The 20,998-nt window shown below is 68.8% G+C and carries 20 protein-coding genes; 10 read left to right on the top strand and 10 right to left on the bottom strand.

The window, feature by feature from the left end; translation table 11 throughout:
• The first annotated feature begins 9 nt into the window (after positions 1 to 9).
• Positions 10 to 669 carry an O-methyltransferase gene (locus AU072_RS10800; protein WP_064413778.1) on the top strand — a complete coding sequence of 220 codons (660 nt, stop codon included), beginning with the start codon at positions 10 to 12 and terminating at the stop codon, positions 667 to 669.
• Here the strand turns inward: AU072_RS10800 and AU072_RS10795 are convergent.
• Complete coding sequence (locus AU072_RS10795; protein WP_064414016.1) at positions 662 to 1,492, bottom strand: hypothetical protein; 831 nt, start codon at positions 1,490 to 1,492, stop codon at positions 662 to 664. The genes AU072_RS10800 and AU072_RS10795 overlap by 8 nt on opposite strands.
• An 87-nt stretch (positions 1,493 to 1,579) precedes the next feature.
• Here AU072_RS10795 and AU072_RS10790 point away from each other — a divergent pair, with 87 nt between their 5' ends.
• On the top strand, positions 1,580 to 3,490 hold the full coding sequence (locus AU072_RS10790) for a potassium transporter Kup (RefSeq protein WP_064413777.1): 1,911 nt from the start codon (positions 1,580 to 1,582) through the stop codon (positions 3,488 to 3,490).
• A gap of 5 nt (positions 3,491 to 3,495) precedes the next feature.
• Here AU072_RS10790 and AU072_RS10785 read toward each other — a convergent pair whose 3' ends face one another.
• Together AU072_RS10785 and AU072_RS10780 are read right to left on the bottom strand one after the other, a co-directional pair.
• Positions 3,496 to 4,362: a rhomboid family intramembrane serine protease gene (locus tag AU072_RS10785; protein WP_407937597.1), complete on the bottom strand. Its 867-nt coding sequence runs from the start codon at positions 4,360 to 4,362 to the stop codon at positions 3,496 to 3,498.
• Positions 4,359 to 4,778 (bottom strand): VOC family protein, encoded by a 420-nt coding sequence (locus tag AU072_RS10780; protein WP_064413776.1) that lies wholly within the window; start codon positions 4,776 to 4,778, stop codon positions 4,359 to 4,361. Before AU072_RS10780 ends, AU072_RS10785 begins: the two co-directional genes overlap by 4 nt.
• 294 nt (positions 4,779 to 5,072) lie before the next feature.
• Between AU072_RS10780 and AU072_RS10775 the strand changes: the two genes are divergently transcribed.
• The 4 genes from AU072_RS10775 (at position 5,073) to lipE (ending at position 7,788) form a co-directional block, all read left to right on the top strand.
• On the top strand, positions 5,073 to 5,471 hold the full coding sequence (locus AU072_RS10775; RefSeq protein WP_064413775.1) for a heme-binding protein: 399 nt from the start codon (positions 5,073 to 5,075) through the stop codon (positions 5,469 to 5,471).
• 101 nt (positions 5,472 to 5,572) lie between these two features.
• Complete coding sequence (locus AU072_RS10770; protein ID WP_082680830.1) at positions 5,573 to 6,061, top strand: Rv1352/Rv1906c domain-containing protein; 489 nt, start codon at positions 5,573 to 5,575, stop codon at positions 6,059 to 6,061.
• Between the two features lie 9 nt (positions 6,062 to 6,070).
• Complete coding sequence (locus AU072_RS10765) at positions 6,071 to 6,553, top strand: peroxynitrite isomerase (RefSeq protein WP_064413774.1); 483 nt, start codon at positions 6,071 to 6,073, stop codon at positions 6,551 to 6,553.
• On the top strand, positions 6,550 to 7,788 hold the full coding sequence (gene lipE, locus AU072_RS10760; RefSeq protein WP_064413773.1) for a lipase LipE: 1,239 nt from the start codon (positions 6,550 to 6,552) through the stop codon (positions 7,786 to 7,788). The genes AU072_RS10765 and lipE overlap by 4 nt, the downstream gene beginning before the upstream one ends.
• Before the next feature lie 38 nt (positions 7,789 to 7,826).
• On the opposite strand, the gene AU072_RS10755 is transcribed toward lipE, so the two are convergent.
• The 5 genes from AU072_RS10755 to AU072_RS10735 are packed head-to-tail and all read right to left on the bottom strand — an operon-like array spanning position 7,827 to position 15,702.
• Positions 7,827 to 8,954, bottom strand: a complete 1,128-nt coding sequence (locus tag AU072_RS10755; protein WP_064413772.1) for an FAD-dependent oxidoreductase — start codon at positions 8,952 to 8,954, stop codon at positions 7,827 to 7,829.
• Between the two features lie 35 nt (positions 8,955 to 8,989).
• Positions 8,990 to 9,991, bottom strand: a complete 1,002-nt coding sequence (locus AU072_RS10750; protein ID WP_064413771.1) for a tocopherol cyclase family protein — start codon at positions 9,989 to 9,991, stop codon at positions 8,990 to 8,992.
• A gap of 37 nt (positions 9,992 to 10,028) precedes the next feature.
• Positions 10,029 to 10,835, bottom strand: a complete 807-nt coding sequence (locus tag AU072_RS10745; RefSeq protein WP_064413770.1) for a glutaminyl-peptide cyclotransferase — start codon at positions 10,833 to 10,835, stop codon at positions 10,029 to 10,031.
• A gap of 48 nt (positions 10,836 to 10,883) precedes the next feature.
• Entirely contained in the window at positions 10,884 to 14,798 is a 3,915-nt protein-coding gene (gene hrpA / locus AU072_RS10740; RefSeq protein WP_064413769.1) for an ATP-dependent RNA helicase HrpA, read from the bottom strand.
• Positions 14,799 to 14,820: 22 nt separating this feature from the next.
• The gene (locus tag AU072_RS10735) at positions 14,821 to 15,702 is read right to left on the bottom strand and encodes a helix-turn-helix transcriptional regulator (RefSeq protein ID WP_064413768.1); all 882 of its coding nucleotides are present in this window, start codon (positions 15,700 to 15,702) and stop codon (positions 14,821 to 14,823) included.
• A gap of 177 nt (positions 15,703 to 15,879) precedes the next feature.
• Here AU072_RS10735 and AU072_RS10730 point away from each other — a divergent pair, with 177 nt between their 5' ends.
• Complete coding sequence (locus AU072_RS10730) at positions 15,880 to 16,653, top strand: SDR family oxidoreductase (protein WP_064414013.1); 774 nt, start codon at positions 15,880 to 15,882, stop codon at positions 16,651 to 16,653.
• Positions 16,654 to 16,676: 23 nt separating this feature from the next.
• Here the strand turns inward: AU072_RS10730 and AU072_RS10725 are convergent, their stop codons facing one another.
• Both AU072_RS10725 and AU072_RS10720 read right to left on the bottom strand, forming a co-directional pair.
• The gene (locus tag AU072_RS10725; protein WP_064413767.1) at positions 16,677 to 17,834 is read right to left on the bottom strand and encodes an FUSC family protein; all 1,158 of its coding nucleotides are present in this window, start codon (positions 17,832 to 17,834) and stop codon (positions 16,677 to 16,679) included.
• A gap of 37 nt (positions 17,835 to 17,871) precedes the next feature.
• Complete coding sequence (locus AU072_RS10720; RefSeq protein ID WP_064413766.1) at positions 17,872 to 18,765, bottom strand: mycobacterial-type methylenetetrahydrofolate reductase; 894 nt, start codon at positions 18,763 to 18,765, stop codon at positions 17,872 to 17,874.
• A gap of 194 nt (positions 18,766 to 18,959) precedes the next feature.
• On the opposite strand from AU072_RS10720, the gene AU072_RS10715 reads away from it, so the two are divergent.
• The 3 genes from AU072_RS10715 to AU072_RS27580 are packed head-to-tail and all read left to right on the top strand — an operon-like array spanning position 18,960 to position 20,952.
• Positions 18,960 to 19,214, top strand: a complete 255-nt coding sequence (locus AU072_RS10715) for an ANTAR domain-containing protein (RefSeq protein WP_064413765.1) — start codon at positions 18,960 to 18,962, stop codon at positions 19,212 to 19,214.
• A gap of 30 nt (positions 19,215 to 19,244) precedes the next feature.
• Positions 19,245 to 20,702, top strand: coding sequence for a protein adenylyltransferase SelO (locus AU072_RS10710; RefSeq protein WP_064413764.1), 1,458 nt, complete (start codon positions 19,245 to 19,247; stop codon positions 20,700 to 20,702).
• Between the two features lie 22 nt (positions 20,703 to 20,724).
• Entirely contained in the window at positions 20,725 to 20,952 is a 228-nt protein-coding gene (locus AU072_RS27580; protein ID WP_082680829.1) for a hypothetical protein, read from the top strand.
• Positions 20,953 to 20,998 lie beyond the last annotated feature (46 nt).

The raw sequence follows: 20,998 nt of genomic DNA, 5'->3' as shown, positions 1-20,998 counted from the left end.
TCGAGAACTATGACCATCACACTGCACGAGTCCCGCGTTGCCGGGGCGATCGACCGGATGTACGCCGAAGCGCGGTATCAGATGGAAGCACTCCGGCGCGCCGACTTCGCCCGCCTGTCGGAGGCCACCCCGCAGGAGCGCGCCGACGCTCTCAGTGAGTTCTACCTACCGGTGACGCCGGAAGCCGGCCGATTGCTGTACGCGCTGGTTCGGGCGAGTAGACCCGCCACCGTCGTCGAGTTCGGCATGTCCCTCGGCCTCTCCGCGATCCACCTGGCCGCGGCGGTGCGGGACAACGGCAGAGGCCGCGTCGTAACCACCGAGCTGAGTGCTGCCAAGGTCGCCGCCGCGACCAAGACGTTCGTCGACATCGGTCTCGACGACGTGATCACGGTGCTCGCCGGCGATGCGCTGCATACCCTGCAAACCCTGGCCGGCACAGTCGATTTCGTCCTTCTGGACGGATGGAAGGAATTGTACGTCCCGGTGCTCGAGCTTCTGGAACCGCGCCTGACGCCGGGTGCGTTGGTCGTCGCGGACAACACGTCGATGGACGAACTGGTCCCCTACCTCGACTATGTCCGTGACCCGGCCAACGGCTACGTCAGTGTCCCGATTCCGGCGCGGGAGAGCGACAGTATGGAGATCAGTTGCCGCGCAATCACTTAACGCGACTCAGGCGCGTCTTGGCCTCCTTCACCGCGGCGGCGGCGTCCCGGCCGGCTTGCTTGGCCTTGTCGTAAGCGTCCTCGGCCGCGGCCAGTCCTTGCTCGGCTTCCTGCAATCGGCGTTGGGCGTCCTGATGCCGAAGACGCGCGGCGGCCAGGTCGGACTGCAGTTCGGACAGCGCGTCGTCGGCTTCAGCCTTCGTGCGCTCGGCGGCGGTCAGTTCGGCGCGGGCCTGCTGCCGTTGTCTGCGCGCCTCCGCGTCCTTGCCGTCGCGGCCATCGTCGCTCGGCTCTGCGGGTTCGGGCTTGGGTTCGTGCTTCGGTTTGCGTTTCGTGGTCGCGCTGAAAACGATTGCGGTGTCTCCGAAATCGCCGAATCCGGACCACTCCTCGGCCTTGGTCAACCGGCCGAGCCGATCCGCCACATCGGGGTCGGCGACAGCGGCCTGCAGCGTGCCGGTGACGTCGTCGCGCAGCGCTCCCGTCGGGCTTTTGAGCTCAGCCTCCTCGAACGCGGTACGGGTCAGATCGTTGACCAGCCGGCGCTGTTCGGTGGACAGCTCCCGGATCCGCTCACCGTCCATCGCCGCGTGTGCGTCGCGCAACCGTTCACCGAGACTCTTCAGGCGTTGCTTGACATCGTCGTCGCCGAGCGCGAGCCGGTTGACCACCCACGCAGCGGTCGTGGGTTTGCGCGCGGCCGAGATCCGCTTGGCCGCCTCCGCGTCGCCACGTTTTTTCGCCTCACCCGCGAGCCTGGTGCGCAGCGCGGTGAAGTCCTCGAGCTTGGCGGCATACAGTTCGTCGAGCGCGTCGTCGGCCACGACCTCATCCTCCCAAAACCACGCGGTTGCGTGCCCATCCGTGAAGAAGGGCCGCGAACAGGTCCCCAGTCGGGCCATGATCATCGGATGCGGGCAGGGCCGGATACCACGTCGCTGCGCCCTGCCGTGGTGATCGCCGCGCTCGGGATCGTGTTCGGCGATATCGGCACCAGCCCGATCTACACCATCCAGACCGTGTTCAATCCGCACGATCCGCATCCGGTACCCGTCGCGCACAACCACGTCTACGGCGTCGTCTCGCTGATCTTCTGGTCGGTGATGATCATCGTGACGCTCACCTACGTGACGCTGGTGATGCGGGCCGACAACCACGGCGAGGGCGGGATCATGGCGCTGATCACGCTGTTGCGCCGGTGGACCGGCCGGCGCGGACGACGGGTGACGGCGACGCTGGCCGCGTTGGGTCTGTTCGGCGCCGCGCTGTTCTTCGGCGACAGCATGATCACGCCCGCGATCTCGGTGCTGTCCGCGGTCGAGGGCCTCAAGGTGATCGACCCGCAGCTGGCGGACTTCGTCGTTCCGGTCACCGCGGTGATCATCGTCGCACTGTTCTCGGTGCAGCGCCGCGGCACCGCGACCATCGGGCGGTTCTTCGGCCCGGTGATGATCGTGTGGTTCGTCTCGATCGGGTTGTGCGGGGTACGCGGCATCGCTGGGCATCCGGAGATCCTCAAGGCGTTGTCGCCGACGTACGCCCTGACTTTCATCACCGAACACTTCCACATCGGGTTCTTCGCGCTGGCGGCGATCGTGCTGGCGGTGACGGGAGCCGAGGCGCTCTACGCCGATATGGGCCACTTCGGCAGGCGGGCAATCACTTTCGGTTGGCTCGGCCTTGTCCTGCCCGCGTGCACACTGAGCTACTTCGGTCAGGGCGCGCTGGTGCTGGGCGACGAGTCGACGGTGGCCGCCCCGTTCTTCCTGCTGGCACCGGAGTGGGCGCGTATTCCGTTGGTGCTGTTGGCCACCGCCGCGACGGTGATCGCCTCGCAAGCCGTCATCACGGGCGCGTTCTCGGTGACCTCACAGGCCGCCCGCCTCGGTTACCTGCCGCGGCTGCGCATCGAGCACACCTCCGCGTCCACCATCGGGCAGATCTACGTCCCGTGGATCAACGGCGCCCTACTGCTGGGAGTGCTGATCCTGGTGTTCGCCTTCCGTAGTTCGGCGTCGCTGGCCTACGCGTTCGGAATGGCGGTGACGGGCACCATCACGATCACCACGACGCTGTTCTTCTACTACGCGCGCACGCGGTGGCGGTGGCCGCTGTGGACGGTGCTGCCCGGCGCGGGCGCGCTGCTGGTGGTCGACCTGATGTTCTTCGGCGCCAACCTCACCAAGCTGGTGCACGGCGCGTGGTTGCCGCTGACCATCGCCGTGGCGGCCTTCACGGTGATGACCACCTGGCAGCGCGGCCGGGCGATCATCACCGCCGCACGGGAGCGCGCCGAAGGTCCGTTGCGCGAATTCGTCGCCGGCCTGCCGAACCGCGAACCGCCGCTGATCCGCATACCGGTCACCGCCGTGTTCTTGAACCGCAGCATGCACACCGCACCCCTGGCCATGCGGACCAACGTCGAACACAACCGCGTTCTCGCCGAGCACGTGCTGATCGTCTCCGTCGAGACCGAGACCGTGCCGCGGGTGCCCGACGCCGAGAGGATGACGCACGACGACCTCGGTTACACCCGGGACGGGATCGTCCACGTCGTCGCGCGGTTCGGTTACATGGAACGGCCCAACGTGCCGCGGGCCCTGGCCCTGCTCGACCCCGCGGACACCGAGGGACCGGTCGACCTGGCCACCGCGTCCTACTTCCTGTCCAAGCTCGAGATTTCTCCCGGCGACGCCCCGACCATGGCGCCGTGGCGCAAACGACTGTTCATCGCGACATCGCACATCACCGCCGACGCCGCGGCGCACTTCGGCCTGCCGCTCGACCGCACCGTGATCGTCGGCTCCCGCATCCAGCTGTAGCGGGTTCAGGCCAGGCCGAGGGACGCCAGCAGATCGGCGGTACGCCACCAGATCAGGGCCGCGAAGATCACCAGAGCCGCCGCACTGGCCCCGGCCTGCACCATATTGCGCGAGCCACGCGGCGCGTACACGTAGGCCGTCGCGATCGCGGCGCCCGTGACGAGTCCCCCGATGTGGCCCTGCCAGCTGATGTTCTGCGAGCTCACCAGCGGGATGATGAACGTGAACGCCAGGTTGATCGCGATGATCGCGCCCACCCACCGCACGTCCATGTTCAACCGCTTGCCCACCACGAATATGGCCCCGAAGAGCCCGAACACCGCGCCCGACGCCCCCGCGGTCTGCGCGACCGGCGAGGACAGCAGATAGACGAGCACGGATCCGCCGAGCGCGCTCAACAGGTACAGGGCCGAGAACCGCAACCGGCCCAGCGCCGCCTCCAGCGGGGGGCCGACGACGTAGAGGGCCCACATGTTGAGCAGGATGTGGGCGGGCCCGTAGTGCAGGAACGCCGACGTCAGCAGGCGGTACAGCTCTCCATCAGCGACGGCGAAGGACTGCAGCACGAGTTCGCGCTGCAGACCGGGAACCGCCATCTGCAGCGCGAACATCACCACGTTCGCGGCAATCAACACGTAGGTGACCATCGGCTTGTCCGTTGGCACCCCGCCGAACTGCGTCCGCACCGGGCGCACTTGTTGAGCGCCGGCGTTCACGCACTCCACGCACTGATGTCCGACCGCCGCGTCACGCATGCATTCGGCGCAGATGTAGCGGTTGCACCGCGCGCAGCGGACATAGGTCACCCTGTCGGGGTGCCGGTAGCACGTCGGCGCCACGGGCGGGGTCGGCACGGGTTGGAAGCCGGTCACAGCGTTCCGAACATTTCGATCCAGTTGCCGTCCGGGTCGGCGACGAACATCCAGCCCATACCCGGCACCGGCGCGAACTCGGTCAGCGGTTCGACGACGTCGTACCCGGAGGCGGCGAATTCCTCGGCGATGCCGCGCAGGTTCTTCACCCCCACCGTGAAATACCGGATCCCGGCCTGCGCCCTGCCCCCTCCGGAAGCAACCGGTTGCGGCGGCGGTGTCTCGTAAGTCACCAGCTTGACCACGCTGTCCCCCAGTGAGTACCGCCGCTGCGAACCGCCGGGGAACTCGATCTCGCCTTGGGGTTCGAGTTCGAGGAACCCTTCGTAGAAGGCGACCATCTCGTCTCGGTTCGTGGTGACGAGGCCGACTTCGACACCGGGGCTCAGCAGGTCCAACTTCACGAGGACCACCATATGTTCAGGCACATGTTCGGCGCCTGCGCCCATAGGCGTGGATAACAATTCGGTCACCATGCAGATCACGATCAATTAAAGATCGCCAGCTAATTCTCAGAGTTCTCGAAATTTCTGGTTGCACGCTTATCGAATTCGGCCGAAATTGCGGTACAGATCACGCCGCTGCCGTGTAACGCCTGCGTGTGGTTCGATTCCGCGTCTCGCTGCGGCGTTTGTCCGCATTTGCCATGGGTACCTTGGTTTTCAGGGACGGGGGAAACAGCGACAAACGCAATGAAGGAAAGAAACGATATGAAAATCCGTGGTATCGCCGCGCGCCGGCAGATCGCCGGCGCCTGTGCCGCCAGCCTGCTCGGCGGCCTGGCCGCAGCAACCATCGCCGCGCCGTCGGCGATGGCCGCACCGGACTGCAGCGCAAGCGCCGTGTCCGGCACCGTCAGCAATGTGACGGGTGCGGCCCGCACGTACCTGGACAGCCATCCGGGTGCCAACCAGGCCGTGACCACCGCGTTCGGTCAGCCTCGCAACGAAGCGTCGGCCACCCTGCGCGGGTACTTCAACGCCAACCCGCAGGAGTACTACGACCTGCGTGGCATCCTCGCGCCGATCGGCGACGTGCAGCGCACCTGCAACATCTCGGCGCTGCCGCCGGAGTTGGCGTCGGCCTACGACGAGTTCATGGCCGGCTGAGTCCGGTCGACTCCGTTGAACAGAGCCCGTCGCCGCAGCTCCCCGCTGCGGCGACGGGTTTTTTTCTTTCCCAGGCCCGCTGTCCGTTTAGACTGGCTCGCATGACTTTGCCGCGACTGGCCGCCGTTGCCGCGACGGCGCTCCTCGCCCTCGGCGGGCTGGGTGTCGCGCAGGCCCAACCGGACGAGCCGCACCATCCCGATCCGGGGGCCCCGGGACCGTCGGCTGCGCCGGGCCCGTCCACTGAGCCGGGACCGCCCCCCGCCGGACCGCTGACCTCCATCGACAAGGACGGCACCTACAAGGTCGGCACCGAAATTCTGCCGGGTACGTACTCGTCGGCGGGTCCCGTCGACGGCGGCGCCTGCTACTGGAAGCGGGACAACAACGACCGGGTCCCCGACAATGCGCTCACCAAGAAGCCCCAGGTGGTGCGCATCGAGGCGACCGACACCGCGTTCACCACGCGAGATTGCCAGCCGTGGCAGCAGACGAACGCCGCGCCGCCGCCGCAGGCCTCCCCCACCGACCTGCTGAGCCAACTCGGGTCGTTCATCGGCAAGGGAATCCTGAGCGGCGGCCCCCGCTAGCCTGGCGGTGTGGTCGAACTCCACCCCGACATCGCCGTGCTGCGCCCACTGCTGGGCGTCTGGTCCGGCCGCGGCGCGGGCGAATATCCGACGATCGAACCGTTCAATTACACCGAGCAGATCGCGTTCGACCACGTCGGCAAACCGTTCCTGACATACCGCCAGGCGACCGCCGCCGACGATGGCCGGCCCCTGCACGCCGAGACGGGCTTTCTGCGGATGCCGTCGCACGGCCGCGCGGAATGGGTGTTGGCCCATCCGAACGGGATCACCGAGATCGAGGAGGGCACCCTCGTGGTCGAGCGCGCGGTCATCGAGCTCGAACTGACCGCGACCTCGATCGGCCTCACTTCTACCGCGAAAAACGTTGCCGCGCTCGGCCGTTCGATCCGGGTCGACGGCGACGAACTGGTCTACTCGTTGCGGATGGCGGCGATGGGCCTGCCCCTGCAACATCATCTCGGCGCGACCCTGCACAGGACGGCCGAATGACGGCAGCCGACGGCAGGATACGGGTGCCCGACGATCTCGACGCCGTGACCGCGGTCGGCGAGGAGGACCACTCCGACGTCGACCCTGCGGCGATCGAGCGCATCTGGCAGGCCGCCCGCCACTGGTATGCGGCGGGGATGCACCCCGCGATCCAGGTGTGCCTGCGCCACAACGGCACGGTCGTGCTGAACCGCGCGATCGGGCACGGATGGGGCAACGGTCCCTCCGACCCCCTCGATGCGGAGAAGGTCCCCGTCACCACCGAAACACCGTTCTGCGCGTACTCGGCGGCCAAGGCGATCACGACGACGGTCGTGCACATGCTCGTCGAGCGGGGCGTCTTCTCTCTCGACGACCGCGTCTGCGAGTACCTGCCCGGCTACACCAGCCATGGCAAGCACCGCACCACGATCCGGCACGTGATGACCCACAGTGCGGGCATCCCGATCCACACCGGCCCGCGACCGGATCTGCGCCGCATGGACGACAGCGAGTACACCCGGGAGAAGCTCGGCGAACTCAAACCGCTGTATCGGCCGGGCCTCGTGCACATCTACCACGGGCTGACCTGGGGTCCGTTGATCCGCGAGATCGTCGGTGCGGCGGCCGGACGCAATATCCGCGACATCCTGGCCACCGAGATCCTCGAACCACTGGGCTTTCGGTGGACGAATTACGGCGTTGTGCCGCAGGATGTTCCGTTGGTCGCACCGAGCCATGCGACCGGCAAGGAACTGCCCCAGCCCGCCGCCACGGTGTTCCGTTTGGCGGTCGGCGGTTCGCTGTACAAGATCATCCCGTTCTCGAACAGCCCGCAGTACCTCACCAGCGTGCTGCCGTCATCGAACACGGTCTCCACGGCCTTCGAGCTGTCGCGATTCGCCGAAATGCTGCGCCGCGGCGGCGAACTCGACGGTGTGCGCATCGTTGCATCCGAGACGCTGCGCAACGCGACCGCGGAGGCCCGGCGGCTGCGCCCCGACGTCGCGGTCGGGCTGGCCCCGCTGCGCTGGGGCACCGGCTTCATGCTCGGGTCGAAACGGTTCGGGCCGTTCGGTCGCGGTGCCCCTGCCGCATTCGGGCACACGGGTCTGACCAACATCGCCGTGTGGGCGGATCCGCAGCGTCGGCTCGCCGCGGGGGTGATCAGCAGCGGCAAGCCGGGCCCGCACCGCGAGGCCAACCGCTACGGTGCCCTGCTGGACACGATCGGGGCGGAACTGCCGCGAGACTGAGCTTCTGCTCGACGGCTCGCCGAAAATGATGCATATCTTCAGTTTCGCGGCGCAGACTCCGGCCGCACCCCGCGGTAGAAACCGCGCCACACGATCCACGGCATCAGCACGCGATCGATCGACCACCCGGGGAAGCGGAACGCCTGACCCTTCGGCGTGAACACCTCGAGGCCGTCGGCCTGCGGGCCGAGCACCGAACCCCACCGCCGGCTCGCGGGCCGATAGGCGCGCAGCGGTTTGCCTGCGAAGTGGGCGCGGATGTTGTGGGCGAGTAGCCCGTCGGCGCGGTTGCGGGCCGAGCTTCGCAGCGGGTCGGTCGCCGCGACGTCGCCGACCGCGAATACCCCGGGGGCCCCGGGCACGCGGAGTTCGGGGGTGACGCGCACGAAACCCTGCTCGTCGAGAAACTCGGGCGGCAGCCACTGGGTATTGGGCGAGACCCGGCCGATGGCCCACAGCACCGCGTCGGCCGACGACGCCGGCTGCCCGGTGCTCCACTGCACGGGTGCGTCGGTGATCTCGTCGCACCCGAACCCGTCCGGGAGCACCGCGCGGTGGCCCGCATGCAGGCCCACGCCGAGCCCGGCCAGTTGACGGCTGATCCGCTGCCACACCCGCGGGTGGTGGTGCACGAGCGCGCGCTCGGAAGGGAAGTAGAGGTCGACGCGCTTGTCGGGCCACGCCTTGGCCAGGTTGGCCGCGCTGCTGACGGCGGCCGCGCCCCCGCCGATGACGATCACCGACCGCGCGGACGCCAGCCGCTGGTGTGCCGTACCGAGTTCGGTGGTGATCTCGTCGGCCGTCTGCAGGTGCGGTCGCCGCCAGAAGCCGTTGCTGACGCCCGTCGAAATCACCAGCGCGTCATAGGATTCGGCGACCGCACCGCCGTCGGCGGTCTCGACGAGCACTTTCTGCGCCGACGGGTCGAGCCCGGTCAGTGTGCCGTGCACGGTGCGAACGTGGTCGAGTCCGCGGAACCGGTGGAACCCAATCCAGTTGTAGCGAGCCCAGTCCTGCGGCCTGCTGATGCGCATGCCGAGTTCCTGGCCGCTGAGCAGCCCCGGTTTGGCGGAGACACCGACGACGTCGGCGTGCCGCGCAAGCTTGATCGCGGTCAGCACACCGCTGTCGCCGAGGCCCGCGACGACCACCCGCGGGCGGGTCACCGCCCGCCGATCCTGCCGAGTCGCATTCGGTCACCCTAGCCACCGGGCAGGCTGCCGACCTCCAGACCCGCGATCTCGGATTCGCCGTCGAAGATCACCCGACCGAAATCCTTGACCACACAGCGCAACCTGCCGGCGAGGTGTTCGAAGTCGGTGTCGACGTTGCGCCGCTCGGCGGGCAGTGGCACCGGAAGCACGTGCGGCTCGAGATGCGTTCCGTCGCCGTGCAATTCGATCTGGTACCGAAGCGACGTCGCCCGCAGGGTCCACGTACCCTCGCCGATGTCCGAGCGCACCCAGGCCGTCGGCGGGGTCAACCGCAGCACCTTGTTTCCGAGCCGTACCACGACGCCTGCCACGTCCTGTTTGAGCGGTCCGAGCGCGAGCAGCCCTCCCGAGAACGCCACCGAGACGTCGGCGTCGCCGAAGTCGTGTGCCTGCCCCCACCACCACCGCTGCGGGAACCCAGCACCCCAGTTGCGTTCGGTGTAGAGCTTGGCGCGGTCGAACTCCCAGCGCTCACCGCCGAATTCCACGGTGCCGCTGGCGGATCCGCCGAGCCGGTACGGATGCCAGTACTGGTTGAGGAAGGGGACGACCGAGGCGAGCCCGCCGCCGGCCAGCGCCTTGGGCCAGCGGACCGGGTCGTCGAACCTCATGTCGACGCGCACGCCGGGGAGGTCGGCGCGCAGCCGGTCGTAGGTCGCGTGAAACCGTCCGTCGTCCGCGTCGAGCCGAAACGGCTCCGCCCCGGCACGGGCACCGTCCAGCGCCGCGCTGTACACCCGCTCGCCCGGGTGCAAAGCCACCGCGGTGGTCGCCCAGTCGCCGTCGGGATGCTTGTTCACGCTGAACAACGCCACCACGACGCGTCCCGACGCGGCGTCGGTCAGGCGCCAGAACCAGCCCTCCATCTCGGTGCCGTGCGAGGTCAGCGGGTCGCTGAAGGGCAGATCGGCGCCGGTGCGTCGATAAGCGCCGGCGATGGGCCCCGCGACAAGCCTCGTCGCGTCCCTGGTGGTGTCGAGAGCGGTCATGACCGCTACGTTGACGGTTCAGCCGTGGCGCAAACCCTCAGCTCGGCGGGTCGAGCCGAACCCGGTACATGGACGGCCAGAACTTGCCGGTCAGCAGGTATTCGTCGCCGTCGACGTGCGCGATGCCGTTGAGCACCTTCTCGGAGTCCTCGCCCTGACCGGGCCACAATCCGGCGGCGTCGACGACGGCGTCGACCCGCCCCGTCGCCGGGTCGATGCGCACGATTTCGTCGGAGTGCCACACGTTGGCCCACACCTGGCCGTCGACGCACTCCAGCTCGTTGAGGTTGCGCAGCGGCTCGTCGTCGCGAGTGACGGCCACCGAGCCTGTCTCGGCGAAGGTCGCCGGGTCGTGGAAGCGCAGCCGGTCGGTGCCGTCGCTGCGGACCAGCCGGTCACCGTCGTGGCACAGACCCCAGCCCTCCCCGTCGACCGCCGCCTCCCGCACCGGGGTCAGGGTGGCCCTGTCCCATTCGACGGCCACCCCGTCGCGCCACGTCAGCTCCCAGATGCGGTCGCCGACGACGGTGATGCCCTCGCCGTAGTAGTTGTTCGGGGCGGGTGCGGCGCGCCGCACGGCGCCGGTGGCGGGGTCGAGCTCGCGCAGCTGCGACCTTCCCGCGATGCCCGTGCCCTCGTACAGGGAGCCCCCGTCGAGCTCGAGTCCCTGCGTCCACGCCGTGACATCGTGTGGAATCTCCTCGAGTACAACAGGTTTGATGACCGGCGCAGGACCCGACGGCGTGGGTGTGTCGCTCTGGGCGGTCGGTGACGGGCCACCACACGACACCGTCGCGACCGCGAGCAGGACGGCCGCCGCGCTCCGGACCAGCGAGGCATACATAGGGTTAATGCCTACCGGATGGGCGGGCGTCGCGTGCGGCTATAGGGCTCAGCGGATCAGCGCCGCGTCGATCGCGCGGTAGATGCGCTGCTCGCTGACCGGGCGCGGAGTGCCCAGCTGCTGCGCCCACAGGCTGACGCGGAGCTCCTCGATCTGCCGACCGATGTCGCGGATGTCGGCACCGACGGCGCGCGCGGGCGACAACGCGCGGACCAGCTCGTCGTAGGCGTCCTCCACGGCATGCACGCGGTCCATCCGCTCGCGGTCGGCGGCAGGTCCGTGCGGCAGCCGTTCCAAGCGCTTGCTCATGGCCAGGAGATAGCGGTTCAGATCGGCCAGGTGAGCGGCTCCGGTGGCGGCGACGAAGCCGCGTGGCAACAACCGGTCCAGTTGTGCGCGGATATCGGCGATCGCGTCGGCCTGCGCGGCGGACGGCGCCGTCGGTAGGGCCACCTCGACGTCATGCGCCGCCGCGAGCGCCTTCTCCACGCGGGTGACGATTCCCGCGGTCGTCGGCACCAGGTCGGCGGCGACGCGGTTGCGCAGCTCGGTGAACTCCTCGCGTGTCCACGCCGGGGCGGGCGCGAGCAGATCGGTCGCGGCGTCGGCGCAGTCCTCGAGCAGCGCCTGCAGAGATCCGTCAGGGTTGGCGCCGAGCACGAGCTTGGTTCGCGGCTGCAATTGCCGCTCAACGGCTTTCACCGGTGAGGGCACCGCGAGGCGCAACAACCTGCGGGTGCCGGGCCCCATCGACGCCTGTTGTTCGGCGGCGGTCGGGAACACATGCAGGTCGACGGCGTCTCCCGTGTCGACCAGCGCCGGATATCCACGCACGGTGTGGCCGCCGACGGTGCGCTCGACGCTCCGCGGCACCTCGTCGAGATCCTCGGGCCACGTCCGCAATCCGGTGCGGTCCAGGCCGCCTGCCACCGCATCGGCGACCGCGCGCCGCACCGGCGCGGCGAGTTCGTGCTGCAACGCATCGAGGTCCTTACCGCGCGCCAGCTCGGTACCGTCGGCGCTTTCGACGGCGAAGGTGACCCGCAGATGCGACGGCAGCTTGTCGAGGTCGAACGCGTCGATCGGCACCAGCACACCGGTGCGGCGGTTCAGTTCGCGCTGCACGGCCTCGAGCAGTGGTTCGGCACCCGGAGTGATCGCGGCCAGCACCGCGCGCGCCGTGTCCGGTGCGGGAACGAAGTTGCGCCGCAGCGCTTTCGGCAGGGAGCGGATCAGCGCGGTGATCAGCTCCTCGCGCAGCGCTGGTACCTGCCAGGCGAACTCGTCACCGCCGAGCCGGGCCAGCACCTCCACGGGTACGTGCACCGTCACACCGTCGTCCTCGGCGCCCGGCTCGAAGCGGTAACTCAGCGGCAGCGCCAGATCGCCGGCCCGCCACGCGTCCGGCTGGCCATCGGCCGCGTCTTCGGTACGCAGCAGATCGTCGCGGGTGAACGTGAGCAGCTCAGGCGTGACGTGGCGCTGCTTCTTCCACCACGCGTCGAAATGCCTCGCGGACAACACATCCGACGGGATACGGGCGTTGTAGAACGCGAAGATCTCCTCATCGCCGACCAGCAGGTCGCGGCGGCGGGCCTTCTCCTCCAGTTCCTCGAGCTCCTCGCGCAGCCGGGCGTTGTCGCGGAAGAAGTGATGCCGCGTCTGCCAGTCGCCCTCGACCAACGCGTGCCGGATGAACAACTCGCGCGCCAGGTCCGGTTCGACCTGTGAATAGCCGACCCGTCGACGGGGAACCAGCGGCAGCCCATACAGGGTCACCCGCTCGTAGGCCATCACCGCACCGCGCCGCGCGTCCCAGTGCGGTTCGCTGTAGGTGCGCGCCACGAGATCGCCCGCGATGCGCTCGACCACTTCGGGTTGGATGCGGGCCCCGATGCGGCCGAACAGCCTGCTGGTTTCGACGAGGTCGGCGACGACGATCCATCGCGGCGGGCGTTTCGTCAGCGCCGAACCGGGCGCCAGGACGAACTTCGAGTTGCGCGCGCCCTGATATTCGCGGCCGTCGCCGTCGCGCAGCCCGATATGCGACAGCAGCCCGGCCAACAGCGCGGCGTGCACGCTTGCCGGGTCCGCGGGTTCGTCGGACTCCCTGATTCCGAGGTCGCGCGCGATGCTGCGCAGCTGCCCGGTGAGATCCTGCCACTCCCGGATCCGCAGATAGTGCAGGAACTCGTCGCGGCACATCCGGCGAAAAGCGTTGCCCGACAGTTCTTTGCGCTGCTCGCCGAGGTATCTCCAGAGGTTGAGGTAGGACACGAAATCCGAATGCTCGTCGGCGAACCTGGCGTGCTTCTGCCGCGCGGCGTCCTCGCGGTCGGCGGGGCGCTCCCGAGGGTCGGGGATCGACAGCGCCGCGGCCAGCACCAGGATCTCCCGCACGCAACCCTCGGTGTCGGCCTGCAGGATCATGCGGCCCAGACGCGGGTCGACCGGAAGCTGCGCGAGCCTGCGCCCGACATCGGTGATCGCGCCGTCGGCGTCGAACGCGCCGAGTTCCTGCAACAGCTGCACGCCGTCGCGGATGCTGCGCCGGTCCGGCGGGTCCAGAAAAGGAAAGGTCTCGATCTCACCCAACCCGAGCGCCGCCATCTGCAGAATCACCGACGCCAGGTTGGTCCGCAGGATCTCGGGCTCGGTGTAGCGCGGTCGCGCCGCGAAGTCCTCCTCGGAGTACAGCCGGATGCACACCCCCGGTGCGGTGCGCCCGGACCGCCCGGCCCGCTGCGCCGCCGATGCTTGGGAGATCGGCTCGATCGGCAGCCGCTGCACCTTGGTTCGGCGGCTGTAGCGGGAGATGCGGGCGGTGCCCGGGTCGACGACGTAGCGGATACCGGGCACCGTGAGCGACGTCTCGGCGACGTTGGTCGCGAGCACGATGCGGCGCCCGGTGTGGCGGGGCGCGAACACCCGCTGCTGGTCGGCTGTCGGCAACCGCGCGTACAGGGGCAGCACTTCAGTGCGCTCATCGACAACGCCGGCCAATACTTCACGGAGGTCACGGATTTCGCGTTCGCCGGACAGGAACACCAGCACGTCGCCGGGCGGCTCGGCCTCCAACTCGGCGATGGCGTCGACGATCGCCTCGGTCTGGTCGCGCATCTGCGTGCGGACCACCTCGTGGTCGGGATCGTCGGGGTCATCGGCGTCGTCGGCGGGAACCGCGACTTCCAAAGGGCGGTAACGGATCTCGACCGGATAGGTGCGCCCGGACACCTCGACGATGGGTGCCGGGCCGCCGACGGTGCCGAAATGCTCAGCGAAGCGCTCCGGTTCGATCGTCGCGGAGGTGACGATGACCTTGAGATCGGGTCGGCGGGGCAGCAACTCGCGCAGGTAGCCGAGCAGGAAGTCGATGTTGAGGCTGCGCTCGTGCGCCTCGTCGAGGATCAGGGTGTCGTAGCGCAGCAGCCGGCGGTCCCGCTGGATATCGGCGAGCAGGATGCCGTCGGTCATCAGCTTGACCAGGGTGCGGTCGCCGGCCTGGTCGGTGAAGCGCACCGTGTAGCCGATCGTGTCGCCGAGCGGGCTGCCCACCTCGTCGGCGATGCGCTGGGCAACGGTGCGGGCGGCCAGGCGTCGCGGTTGGGTGTGCCCGATCGTGCCGCGTACGCCGCGGCCGATGTCGAGGCAGATCTTGGGCAGCTGGGTCGTCTTCCCGGAACCGGTTTCACCGGCGACGATCACCACCTGGTGCTCGTTGATCGCCCTGGCGATCTCGTCGCGGCGCTCACTGACCGGCAAGTCGGGATAGGTGATCGTCGGCACCGCGGCGAGGCGGGTCGCGACAACCGCTTCCGCCGCGGCGATCTGCTCGGCGAGTTTGGCGAGTTTCTCTACCGGGGCGCCGCGCATTTGGCGAAGTCGCCTGCCGAACCGGGCCGCATCGCGAATCGTCAGCCCGTCGAGGCGATTGCGAAGCTCAGCGACAGAGGGGCCCGACACTCCGGCCAGGATAGGCGTCCGGTCAGGAGGTCGGCAGGTCGGCGTCGCGGTCTGCCGTCGACGGCGTGCCCGTCCAGTTGGCCAACAGGCGAAGCGCGTTCTCCGACGGCGACCCGGGCTCGGCGGTGTAGAGGCACAACGTCTGGTCCGGGTCGCCGAGCACGGCGACGCTCTCGTAGTTGATCGTCAGATCGCCGACCAACGGGTGGTGGTAGCGCTTGATCCCGTGCGTGCGTTCGCGGACGTTGTGGTCGGCCCACCACCGGCGGAACTCGTCGCTCTTGACGGCCAGCTCCCCGACCAGTTCGGTCAGCAGCGGATCGTCGGGATGCCTCCCGGCGTCCAGGCGCAGGATCGCGACGTTGTCGCGTGCCACCTCTTCCCAGTCGGTGTAGAGCTCGCGGGCGGATTCGTCGAGGAAGGTGAACCGCAACAGGTTTCGCTCGCGCGGGGGGAGGGCCTCGAAGTCGCCGATCAACGCCCGCGCCAACCGGTTGGCTGCCAACATGTCCATCCGGCGGCCGAACACGAATGCCGGTGTCACATCGTCGAGCGTCTCCAGTAACCGGCGGATGCCCGGCCGGACCCGCTGAACGGGCGCGGGGCGCCGCCGAGCGCGGCGAGTGTTCACCCGCGCGATCTGGAAGAGATAGGCCCGCTCGACGTCGTCGAGCCGCAACGCGCGTGAGACGGCGTCGAGTACCTCGTCGGAGACGTTGAGGTGGCGGCCCTGCTCGAGGCGGCTGTAGTAGTCCACGCTCACGCCGGCCAACTGCGCGACCTCCTCACGGCGCAGGCCGGGCACCCGTCGCACCCTGCTGGTTCCACCGACCTCTACATCCTCGACGCGCAGGCGCGCGCGTCGAGTCCGCAGGAACTCCTTGAGTTCGGCGTTGTGATCCATGCACCCAGTGTGGCGGCAGCGGTGGGGCCGGGCCGCGCCAAACGTAGGTCTGTCAAACCCAGGTACGCCGAACCGGGGTAGAGCGAGGCGCGTTTTCGCCGCTCAGGGGGCCGTCGGCGGTTGTTGTCTCGAGTGTGCGGCACCACCGCCGCCACGAACGCAAGAAAGGTTCCCGATATGACAAACCACACCACCGCCCCGCTGGCCGGACGCGTCGCCGTCGTCACCGGCGCATCGAGCGGCATCGGTGAGGCCACCGCAAGGCGGCTCGCCGCGTCCGGCGCCAAGGTGGCGCTGCTGGCCCGCCGGGCCGACCGCCTCGAGAAGCTTGCCGCCGAGATCGCCGAGGCCGGCGGCACCGCGCTCGCACTGCCGCTGGACGTCACCGACGCCGACGCGGTGCGTGCCGCCGCCGAGCGGGTGTCCGACGAACTCGGCACGGTCGATGTGCTGTTCAACAACGCCGGAGTCATGCTGCCATCGCCGATCGACGAACGGCGCTTCGACCAGTGGCAGCAGCAGATCGATCTCAATGTCGCCGGGTTGATGAACACGATCGGCGCGTTCGTTCCCCAACTGGTGAAGGCGGCCGAAGACAACGGCGTCGCCGACCTGATCAACACCTCGTCGATCGGCGCGCAGAACATCTTCCCGAACTTCGCGGTGTATTCGGGCACGAAGGCGTTCGTGACGCACATGTCGCGCACGCTGCGGGCCGAACTCGGCGCCAGGAACGTGCGGGTCTCGGCCATCGAGCCCGGCATCGTCGAAACCGAGCTGCAGGGCCACGTCACCGACGCCGGGGCCACGGAGTGGTTGGACGGCACCCGTGACCACATCGAGTGGCTGGACCCCGCCGACGTCGCCGCGGCGATCGATTTCCTGGTCGCCCAACCGGCGCGGGTCAACGTGCAGCAGCTGACGATCATGCCGACGCGTCAGGCGTCGTGACGCAACGGGGGCGCGGTGCGGTCCTACGCGGGCCGCACCGTGCCGCCGCGTCCGGAGGTCGCGTAAGCCGCACGGGCGGAGTCGATCTCGTCGCACAAGCGCTCGGCGTCGGTGTACAGCCCGCCGAAGATCGCCCACTGGGTCGGGCGGTCGAGTTCACGGCTCGCGACATGCGCGGTCAGTTCGTCGAACGCGGCGCGGCACCGGCGGGCCTCGTCACCCAGCGGCTGCCTGCCGACGTCGGCGACGGTGCCCATGGCCGCGACGGCGTCCCGCACGGCCGTCAGCAGCGTGCCGTAGCGACGAAGGAACTCGTCGTGCTGAGCCTCCGACTCCTCCCGCGCGACCGCACGGGCGATCCCCGTGGCCACCCATCGCAACTCTTCGCCGATCCGCTCGAGCGCGTTGATCGTCACGCGCTGCTCCGCGATCGCGGTGCCCGGGTGGACCACCAGCCGGCGCACGTTGAGCTTCGTGGTGCGCACGGCGTGGTCGAGGGTGTGACGGGCCTGCGCCGCCTTGTTCGGCAAAACGTCAGCGCGCCACCGCCAGTCCCGCACGACCTCCTGGCTGATGTCGCCGCCCGCCAGCCCGTCGGCCATGTCCGTCAGCAGGTCGACCAACGAACCGCTGACCGATTCGACGGCGTACCGCGCGCTGCGATAGCGCAACGGCGGCGCGATGACCAGCGTCACCACGAGCGCCACCGAGGCGCCCAGCAGCACCATGCCCGCGATCGACGGGAGCGGGCTGCCGGCCGACGCATCACCGGAAGGCAGTGCGAAGGCGCCGTAGGCGAAGATCGCCGCCACCGCGACGTTGATCCCCTGGCTGCCCAGCCGATGCCACCGCCCGATCACCAGCGCCACGACGAGCATGGCCGGGAACAGCCACACCACCACACCCCACACCCACACCGCCGCCCCCGCCAGACCGATGCCGGCAAGCATCGCGGCCGTGTACCGAACGGCCTTCGCGATCGAGTCGGCGATCGTGATCTCGACCAGCATCAGGGCGGAGAATGCGGCGAAGGTGGCGTGCGAGGAACCGAACACCCTGGTCGCCAGGAGCCACGCGACCGTGCATGCGATGACGGCTTTCAGCAGCGCCAGAGCGGTCTCGCGATCAAGCCGCACGTGATGGAACGCGTGCAGGGCGCGGGATAACAGACTGCCCACCACGTGGTCAGGCCTTCCCGCTGTCCGGAGGCCCTAACCGTCAGGGCTTGTCGGGCGCCCAGTAGTCGAGCATCTCGGCGAACGTCTCGAACGCCGGAACCGACACGCCGTAGGTGGCCTCGAGGTGGATGCTGAGCGGGAAACCAAGGTCGCCGACTCCGTCGATGACCCGCTTGTACAGGTCGACCATCAGCTTGCGCTTCTCCCCCGGCTCGGTGGCGGCGAGCTTCTTGACGAACTCCTGCTCGGCGGCGACGGCCGGGTTGCCCGGATCCTGGATCAGCCAGTTGATCAGGCCGACCTTGCTCTCCATCTTCGGCACGAATCCGAAGGACAGCAGGATCTCCGGGCGGTGGTCGGTCTCCTCGGCGAAGTCACGCAAGAACCCGACGATCGCGTCGGAGTAGAGCAACTGGGTCATCCCGTAGGTGGCGCCCTGATCGCACTTGAACCGGAACCGGCCCTGCTCACCGTCGCGGGTGGGGATGAGGATCGCGCCCCGGTTGGGCACCACGTCGGAGTAGATCGACAGTGCGTCGGTCGGGGCGACTCCGGTGCCCTCGCCGTCGCTCATCGTGCGCGGAACCCCGACGAACGCGATGCCGTCGAACCCGGCGCCGGACAGGTCGGTCAGCCGCCGGCGCAACGTCGGTTCGTCCATGAACGCGGTGACCTGGGTGCACAGCCCGTTCATCCCGGACAGCTCGGGGGTGATGATCGCCCAGAAGTCCAGCACGTCCATCTTGGGCTTCATCTCGATGGGACGGTCGTCGTCCTCCTCGATCATGCCGGGGATCATCACGTGGCGGATGCGGCCGTCGAGACCCGTTTCCGCGGAGCATCGCAGCACCTTATGCGCATCTTCCAACGCCTGCTCGTGCCCACGCTCGACGTTCGGCGGCACGAGCTCGAGCGCGATGGTGTTCAGCGTCACCGGGCTGCTCCTCATCAGACGGTTACTCCCCGCGCGCGGCAGGTCCTCTCTGACCACTATCCGCGCTCGCCAGGAAGCCTCACCATACAGACAGCGCCGTCCAGACCCGTTCCGGCTCCGCCGCTCGATGGCTCGCAGCTGTTTCCCAGCGTTTGACCACCTGATTACCGGCCGGCATCGGTATCAACGGAGCCATGACACCCGGACGACAATGCCTGGACACCGCGGAAGGTGTTCTCATCGCGCTTCGCCACTGCACGGTCGACGAGGCGTTCCGCGAGATCGTCCGCGCGGCGCAGCAGCATCGGGTGCCGCTGTTCACCCTCGCCGACGCGCTCGTCACGGCCGCGGGCGGTAAAGCGGACTCCCTGAATGCGGCGGCACGGGCCGCGGTGCTCGCCGAGTGGGGTTCCCTGTTGGCAACTCCGGAGCGTTTCGCCGTCGGCTGAGGCGCCGGTGCCGCTCGTACTGTGGAAAGGGTGAGCACCGCACCGACCGCCGTCACCTTCGCCGACCGCTACGCGCGCGACCTACCCGAGCTGGCGGTCCGCTGGCAGGCCGAATCGGCGCCCGACCCGCGGCTGCTCGTCCTCAACGAACCGCTGGCGGCCGAACTCGGCATCGACGCCGAGTGGCTGCGCAGCGCCGACGGCCTGCGGCTGCTGGTCGGCACGCAGATTCCCGACGGTGCGACCCCGGTCGCGCAGGCCTATGCCGGTCACCAGTTCGGCGGATATGTCCCCCGGCTGGGCGACGGCCGCGCGCTCCTGGTCGGCGAACTCACGACGACCACCGGAGAGCTTCGCGACCTACATCTGAAGGGGTCCGGCGCGACGCCGTTCGCCCGCGGCGGCGACGGGTTGGCCGCCGTCGGCCCGATGTTGCGCGAGTACATCGTCAGCGAGGCGATGCACGCGATGGGGATTCCGACCACCCGCTCGCTGGCCGTGGTCGCGACCGGCCGCCAGGTGCAACGCGAGACGCCGCTACCCGGTGCGGTGCTGTCGCGGGTGGCCAGCAGCCATCTGCGTGTCGGCACCTTCCAGTACGCCGCGAACACCGGCGACGTCGATATGCTGCGGCGCCTGGCCGACCACGCGATCCAACGGCACCACCCCGAAGCCGCCGGTGCGGGCAATCCTTATGTCGCACTGTTGGAGTCGGTGATCGCGGTGCAGGCGACGCTGATCGCCAAGTGGATGCTGGTCGGCTTCGTCCACGGCGTGATGAACACCGACAACATGACGATCTCCGGAGAGACCATCGACTACGGGCCCTGCGCGTTCATGGAGGCCTACGACCCCGAGACGGTGTTCAGCTCGATCGACTCGTGGGGCCGCTACGCCTACGGCAACCAGCCGGCGATCGCGGTGTGGAACCTGGCCCGGTTGGCCGAGGCGCTGCTGCCGTTGTTCGCCGACGACCAACAGCAGGCGATCGCGATCGCCGAGGGCAGCCTGGGTGGTTTCGCGCCCAAGTTCCAGGACGCGTTGTCTGCGGGCATGTGCGCCAAACTCGGGCTGACGGACACCCCGGAGGAGATCGCGGTGCCGTTGATGAACGACCTGATCACACAGTTGCATCAGAGCCACGTCGACTTCACGTCGTTCTTCCGCCACCTCGGGCAGGCGGCCCGCAGCGACGACGAACCCGCGCGTGGCCTGTTCCTCGATCTCGCCGCGTTCGACGAGTGGCTGTCGCGGTGGCACGCGTTGCGGCCCGACGCGACGGTGATGGATCGTGCCAACCCGATCTACATCCCTCGCAACCATCTGGTCGAGGAGGCGCTGACCGCCGCGACCGCAGGGGATCTCGACCCGCTGTACCAGTTGCTGGACGCCGTGACCGCGCCGTATGACGAGCGTCCCGGTCTGCAGCGGTACGCCGAGCCCGCGCCCGAGGAGTTCGGGAAGTACCGAACCTTCTGTGGGACCTGAGCCACGCACTTAGACTGCCCTCATGACTTTGCGACGGTCACTGATCGCGGGGCTCTTCGCGGCCGCACTGGCCGTACCGGTGTCCCCCGTCGTCGCCTCCGCCCAGCCGGGCAACTGTTGCTGCCCACCCGGGCAGACGGGCGTCATCTACGGTTGCGCATCGTTCTGCGTCGACGGAAAGGCCTTGGACACCAGCACGGGGTTGTGCGTGCCGGTCCCGCCGCCGTATCCGCATCCGCCGGTGGCCTGACGCACTTCGACCGGTCTGCCGAAGGTTAGGCCGACGCGGTGTCGGC

The organism is Mycolicibacterium novocastrense, assembly GCF_001499835.1.
In the GTDB taxonomy this organism is placed as follows: Bacteria; Actinomycetota; Actinomycetes; order Mycobacteriales; family Mycobacteriaceae; genus Mycobacterium; species Mycobacterium novocastrense.
This window is presented reverse-complemented; position numbering and strand designations above follow the sequence as displayed.